Origin of the sequence: Rhodococcus sp. (in: high G+C Gram-positive bacteria) (assembly GCF_049299235.1) — a bacterium.
Lineage (GTDB): Bacteria > Actinomycetota > Actinomycetes > Mycobacteriales > Mycobacteriaceae > Rhodococcus.
On record NZ_JBAQXC010000251.1, the window covers coordinates 1 to 6,147 of the forward strand.

Consider the following 6,147-nt stretch of genomic DNA (forward strand, 5'->3'; position numbering starts at 1 on the left):
CTGTACGAGTGGCTCGGACCCGACCGGGCCGGGGCCGACGCTCCGATCGGGGCGTCGGTATTGCTGGCCGCCGGGCGTCCCGAGGCCGCGATGCGGATGATCGACGCCGCCGGCGCTCTCGCTCCCACGTCGTCGGCGTCCGCCGCACGACTACTCGCCGTGGGAATGCGCGAATCGGTCGGCGGCGACGGCCGCGTCGCGATGAACACGCTCACGCGTGCCCTGTCGATGCACGGCACCCCCACTCGTGCCACCGCGCGGCCGGACACCGTCGAGGCGATCACGGCGCTGCTGTGCCTGCACTCCGGTGAGCTGACGCACGCGTCGGCCGTGCTCGCCCGGCGCACCCCGTCCACGGTCCGGCACGAACTGCTGGCCGCGTGGGTCGCGTTGCTCGGCGGTGACGTGCCCGCCGCCACCACCGCCGCCGCGGACCTGACCCGCCGCGCCACGCTCCCGCGCGACCTGTTGTTCCTGCACGGCCTCCGGGTCGGCGCGGCCCGCCGCAGCGGCGACACCGGACGACTGCTCGCCGAATGGGAGGCAGCGCAGGGCGTCGTCGCCGCGTATTCCGTCGACCTGGTGAGCCTGCTACCGCTCGGAGAACTGTGGCTGGCCGCGGTCCGAGTCGGTGACACACCGCGCATCTCGCATCTGGTCGGGCAGGCCCGAGATCTGCTCGCAACGCTCGGCGAGCCGCCGCTGTGGGGCGCGGCCCTGCACTGGTACGGGGTGCAGGCGGCGATCGCCGCGGAACGGCCGGACGACCTGCTCCCGCATGCCCGCGCGCTGGCCGTCGCCGCCGAATCCACCGCATATGCCGCGGCCCTGGCGCGTGCGGGCCAGGCCTGGCTGCGCCTCCTGCAGAACGATGTCGACCCCGCCCGGGTTCGGGTCGCAGCCGAATCACTCGCCACGATCGGGCTGACCTGGGACGGCGCGCGCCTGGCCGGTGAGGCCGCGCTGCGGGCGACCGACACGACGGCGGCGACCGCACTGCTCCACGTAGCGCGGTCGCTGCGGCACCCGACGGGGGCCGCCGGTCCCGGCGCGGTGTCCGCCGATCCGGTGTCCTCACCGGCCGGATCGCTGTCCGAACGCGAGGCGCAGGTTGCTGACCTGGTGGTTTCCGGCCTAACCTATCGCGAGGTCGGTGCACGCCTGTACATTTCCGGCAAGACCGTCGAACACCATGTCGCCAGGATCCGCCGCCGCCTCGGTGCCGGTTCCCGCTCGGAGCTGATTTCGCTGCTCCGGGCAATGGGGCACGGAGTGGACGGTCGCACGACCATCAGTAGCACGACCATCAGTAGCACCAGTGAGAAGAAGGGGGGAACTTCGGCATGTCCGTAGGCGTCGGCCTGCGCGTAGGCACGACCGTTTCGTCGGTCGCCGTGACCTCCGCTGTCCCCGGTCAACCCGGTCCCGCACCGATCGAACGTCGCACTGCCGTGCATCTGCACCAGGACGGTACCGCGACTCTCGGTGAGATCGACCCCGTTCTCGATCAGGGTGCCAGTTCCTTCGCCGATTTCCTCGGCCGGGTCGGCACCTCGACGGGTGTCCGCGCCGAGGACGGATCACTGTCCCGCGCCGAAGACCTCGTCGCGACCGCGATGGAATGTCTGCTGGCCGACGCGGCGCCGCTGATCGGCGATCGGGAGTACACGGTCGTCGCGACCCACCCGACGGAATGGCCGCCCGCTACCGTCGCCGTGCTGCGCAACGCGCTCGACTACGTCGGGTTGCGGCACGTGTCGCTGGTGTCCGACGCCGAGGCGGCAGCGGCCTGGTTCGAATCGCAGGTGTCGCGGCAGACCGGGCGTCTCGTCGCGGTCTATCACATCGACGATCTGGGTTCGACGGTCACGCTGGTCCGTGCCGGTCTCGCCGCTGGCAAGCCCGTGCGGTTCGGGGTCACCGACGCACCGCCCGTCACCAAGCAACTGTCGGTCGCCCTCTCTGCCTTCGGATGGCAGGTGACGAACCTCGATGCGGTCGTCGTCACCGCCGACGAGAACGTCGACACCGCGGCGGCGCAACTTGTCGCGCAGTCCGTCAAGGCCGGGCTCGGCACCCGTTGTGCGCTCGCGCCGGATCCGCATCAGACGATGGTGCGTGGCGCCGCGTTGGCGGCCGCGGCCGGGTCCGTCGAGTTCCTTGGCTCGACTCAGATCATCCCCATGACCCGTGCGAACGTGTCGCGCAAGCAGACCCCGCAGGGTGATGGACCACCGCGGCTCGTCGATCCGGATGCCACGGTCGCGATCCCGAAGATCACATCTCGCGAACCTGCCGTGCCGGCGAACGCCCGGGCGCCGAAGGTTTCGGCGGGCTCGGCACCGGCTTCGCCGTCCCCGTCGAGCACCACGTCGGCCGAGGAGGACAACGACGGCAAGCGGCGTCCCTCCCCGGTTCTCCTCGCCATCTCCGCGGCCGCGGTCGTGCTGCTCGCCGTGCTCGGTGTGCTGGTGTTGACGCAGCGTGGTTCGGCGGCCGAAACCACCGGTGCGTCGGTGGCGGACCAGCCCGTGGTCGCCACGATCCCGGAACTGCCGTCGCCGAGCCCGATCTCGTCTGCGGCACCGAGCCCCACGACCACCACGGCGACGGAGACCACGACCGCGACCCGGCCCCCCACCCCGGTTGCCACCACCCAGGTTGCCACCGTCCCCGAGACGACGGTCGACGCGCAGCCGGTGGAGTCTTCGACCACGTCGCAGCAGTCGGGTTCGGCGACGTTCAACAACACCGCGCCGCAGTCCACGACCACCCGGTCGGTCCCGAGTTGGAAGACCACCGACGAAAAACCGGACCGCGACCGCGACCGTGACCGCGACACCACCCGGCCGTCACCGACGCAGCCCCCGACCTCGAATCCGGCCGAATCCGAGGAACAGGATCCGGCCGGTGCGTCGTCCACCACCGGGACTGCGCCGTAGCAGAAACGCTCCCGTAGGCTGTCCCCCGATCGTCGCAATTTCCGACCGATCACTACGAAAGGCATTCATGCGTCACTCGTCGGCGTCGCGCGCCGCTGCCCGTTCCACCGCTCGCAGACTTGCGGTCGCTGCCGCGTCGGCGCTGCTGCTGATCGGTCCGTTCAATGCGACGGCTCAGGCGGATCCCGCGAGCGAGCTTCCCGCCGAGTTGGTCGAGGCGGTCCAGCGCGACCTGAACATGTCCGCCGACGAATACCTGGAGCGGTCGGCCCGGGCGCAGGAACTCGGCGAGTATGCCCGCGATTTCCGGTCCGAGCGTCCCGCCGACTTCGCGGGCGCGTGGATCAACCGCAGCGGTGAGCCGGTCGTCGCGGTCACCAACTCCGATGCCGCCCAGCAGGCCGAGCGCGACGGATACACCGCTACGGTCGCGCCGGTGTCCGCGGACGGTCTCGAGATGGCACTGGCCGAGCTGAACCGCTGGGTCGCTGCCCTGCCGCGCGATGTGGCCGGCGCCGTTCAGTCCACGTCGATCGACGTGCTGAACAACCAGCTCGTCGTCGACATCGTGAACACCCCGATCGGCCGGGCATTGAATCTTCCGTCGCTCATCGCGAACGTGCAGGTGCAGTTGACGCCGGGGCTGCCGGCGAACGACCCGGCGCCGCTCGGCGGCGACACGTACATCACCGCCGACGGCGACGTGCGTACCACCCCGCTCGACCGCATCGGCATCTGCTCGTTCGGGTTCAACGCCGTGGACGCGGACGGTTCCGCGGTGAACATCACCGCCGGGCATTGCGATGCGGTGGCCCGCGCCGACGGCGGTTCCACGGTGTACTTGCCGAACCGCGAGAACATCGACGAGAGCACCCGGATCGGCGCATTCACCCGGTCGTCGGTCGGCACCGACAGCCCCCTCGACTTCGGCGTCATCGGCATCGACAAGGCCGGCGTGGACGCCGGGCTGAACCGCCCGGTCGTGCGCGGCGGCAACGGTTCGACGCTGACGATCACCGGCACCGCGGTTCCGGTTGTCGGCGCACCTGTGTGCAAGGCCGGCCAGTCGTCGTACTTCACGTGCGGTGTCGTCGCCGCCGACCGTATCGAAACGCAGCTCATCTACCCCGACGGTGCCAGCACGACGATCCGCGGCTTCGCGACCACCGCGTGCACGCTGTCCGGTGACAGTGGTGGCGCGATCGTCACCGGTTCCCTCGCGCTCGGTGTGATCAGCGGCTCGAACAGTGCCGGGGCTCCCGACTGTGTGGAGGCGAATCTGGTGCTCGCGCCCAACGGTGGCACATCCAGCCTCGGCATCCCCATTCGCGACATCGAGGACGCAACGGGCACGCGAGTCCGGACCGCCGTCGACCCCGCTTGACTGGGCGTGATCCACGCCGCAATACAGCATATGATCTGACGCATCGACTGCCGCCCCGGTCTCGGGACGGCGTCTTTGCGTATCCAGCAAGACCGTGTAACCAGTAAGACCGTGTAACCAGTGAGATCTGTGTAGTCGCCAAGCCTGCGCTTTCGGCAGGACCTATGAGGAAGGCATCCATGCGACGCTCCTTCGCCCGTCGGGCAGCGGTGATCGGCTCGACGGCCCTGTTGCTGCTCGGCCCCGCTGTCGCCCTGGCGCAGGCCGAACCTGCCGGCACACCCGCCGGTCTGCCCACCGAGCTGGTCGATGCGCTGGCACGCGACCTCGGCATCAGCCCCGAGCGTTTCGTCAGCGATGCCGACCGCAGCCAGGAACTCGCGAAGTTCGCGGCGACCGCCCGCGAGCAGTTCGCCGACGTGTTCGCCGGCGTGTGGCTGGACGAGCAGGGCACTCCGACAGTCGGACTGACCGACGGCGACGACCACGACGCGGCGCGTGATGCCGCCGAGGACGCGGGATTCACCGTCCGCCCGGCCGCACGCAGTGAGGACGAGCTGGAAGGCCTGTCGAAGCAGCTCAACGACTGGCTCGACACGCAGCCGCCCGCCGTCGCCGACCTGGTTCGTGGCATCGCCATCGACGTCGTGAACAACGACATCGTGGTGCGCGCCGACGACGTCGCCGGTCTGCAACTGCCGGATGCCCTGGCCGGCGCGCGGGTCCTGCTCGCCCCGGCGACGCTGGAGCCGGAGTTGCTGAAGCTCGAGCCGATCGCCGGGCTGGCCTCGCCGGATTCGCTGTTCGGCGGCGACGCCTACGCCGCGTTCGGTGCAGGCACCGGGCTGCGCTGCTCGCTCGGGTTCAATGGCGTCGACAGCTCCGACCGCCCGGTGAACATCACCGCCGGTCACTGCGATCCGAACCGCGCCCAGGCCGGCAACGAATACGCGTCGCAGGTCTTCCAGGTCGTCGGTGACGGTCTCGGCCAGCAGATCGGCACGTTCGAGAAGACGAGCCTGGACAGCCGCGACTATGCGCTGATCCGCCCGACCGCCGAGGCACGCAGCCGGTTCGAGAACAACGGTGTGCGCGTTCCGTTCGCGGCGCCGCTCGCGGTGACCGGCATCGCCGAACCGGTTGTCGGTGCGCCGGTGTGCAAGTCCGGTGTCCGCACCGGCTACAGCTGCGGTGTGGTGACGGCAGCGAACCAGAACGTCGAAATCGGCCACCGTGAACTCGACGCCGGGTTCTCCACCAACCTGTGCGCCCTGCAGGGCGACAGCGGCGGCACCCTCGTGACCGGCACCCTCGCCCTGGGTATTTCCAGCGCGTCGAACGTCGGCCAGTACCAGATGTGCGAGATCGCCGGTGTGGTCAGCGGCATCCTGGGTGACAGCCCGGAACTGTATGCGACGCCGATCTCCGCGATCCTGTCGGAGAATCCGGGCCTGAAGGTCCGTACCTGGTAGTTCGCCGGAGCAGTCCGAACTTCAGAAGTGCCCGTCTCCTCCCGCGGAGACGGGCACTTCTGCGTTGCGCCCCCGTTTGTGTCGTTTGATAGAACGAACCGGGAACGGTTGGCGCGCACAACACATCCGATGGGTTACGATTCGGCCACGAGAGGTCCGGCCGGCGTTGTCCGGCCGGACCCTCGCGTGTTACCGGCGCCCATCAGGGGTGCGGCCGAACGAAAGGTGAGACTGTGTCGAGTGACCTGATCCTGGTCGGAGCAGATCTGTTCGTCTACGCGGGCGAGATTGTTGTCAACCTGACAAGGCTGATTGTGCAGAACCTCTTCTGAGATCCCCTGGCAACGAC

General features: G+C 69.6%; 4 protein-coding genes. All 4 read left to right on the forward strand.

Translation table 11 applies throughout. From position 1 onward, the window contains the following. A partial coding sequence (locus WAX14_RS14950; protein ID WP_422628840.1) for a LuxR C-terminal-related transcriptional regulator occupies nt 1-1,353 on the forward strand: 1,353 nt, incomplete at its 5' end. Then, nucleotides 1,344-2,942 carry a hypothetical protein gene (locus tag WAX14_RS14955; protein WP_422628841.1) on the forward strand — a complete coding sequence of 533 codons (1,599 nt, stop codon included), beginning with the start codon at nt 1,344-1,346 and terminating at the stop codon, nt 2,940-2,942. The genes WAX14_RS14950 and WAX14_RS14955, both read left to right, overlap by 10 nt. A gap of 67 nt (nt 2,943-3,009) precedes the next feature. Then, nucleotides 3,010-4,326, forward strand: a complete 1,317-nt coding sequence (locus WAX14_RS14960) for a S1 family peptidase (RefSeq protein WP_422628842.1) — start codon at nt 3,010-3,012, stop codon at nt 4,324-4,326. A 179-nt stretch (nt 4,327-4,505) separates the two neighbouring features. Next, entirely contained in the window at nt 4,506-5,798 is a 1,293-nt protein-coding gene (locus tag WAX14_RS14965; RefSeq protein ID WP_422628843.1) for a S1 family peptidase, read from the forward strand. Nucleotides 5,799-6,147: the final 349 nt, after the last annotated feature.

Excerpts from the sequence above, each read along its gene's own strand:
- WAX14_RS14955 (WP_422628841.1), top strand. The coding sequence starts at position 1,344 with ATGTCCGTAGGCGTCGGCCTGCGCGTAGGCACGACCGTTTCGTCGGTC.
- WAX14_RS14960 (WP_422628842.1), top strand. The coding sequence starts at position 3,010 with ATGCGTCACTCGTCGGCGTCGCGCGCCGCTGCCCGTTCCACCGCTCGC.
- WAX14_RS14965 (WP_422628843.1), top strand. The coding sequence starts at position 4,506 with ATGCGACGCTCCTTCGCCCGTCGGGCAGCGGTGATCGGCTCGACGGCC.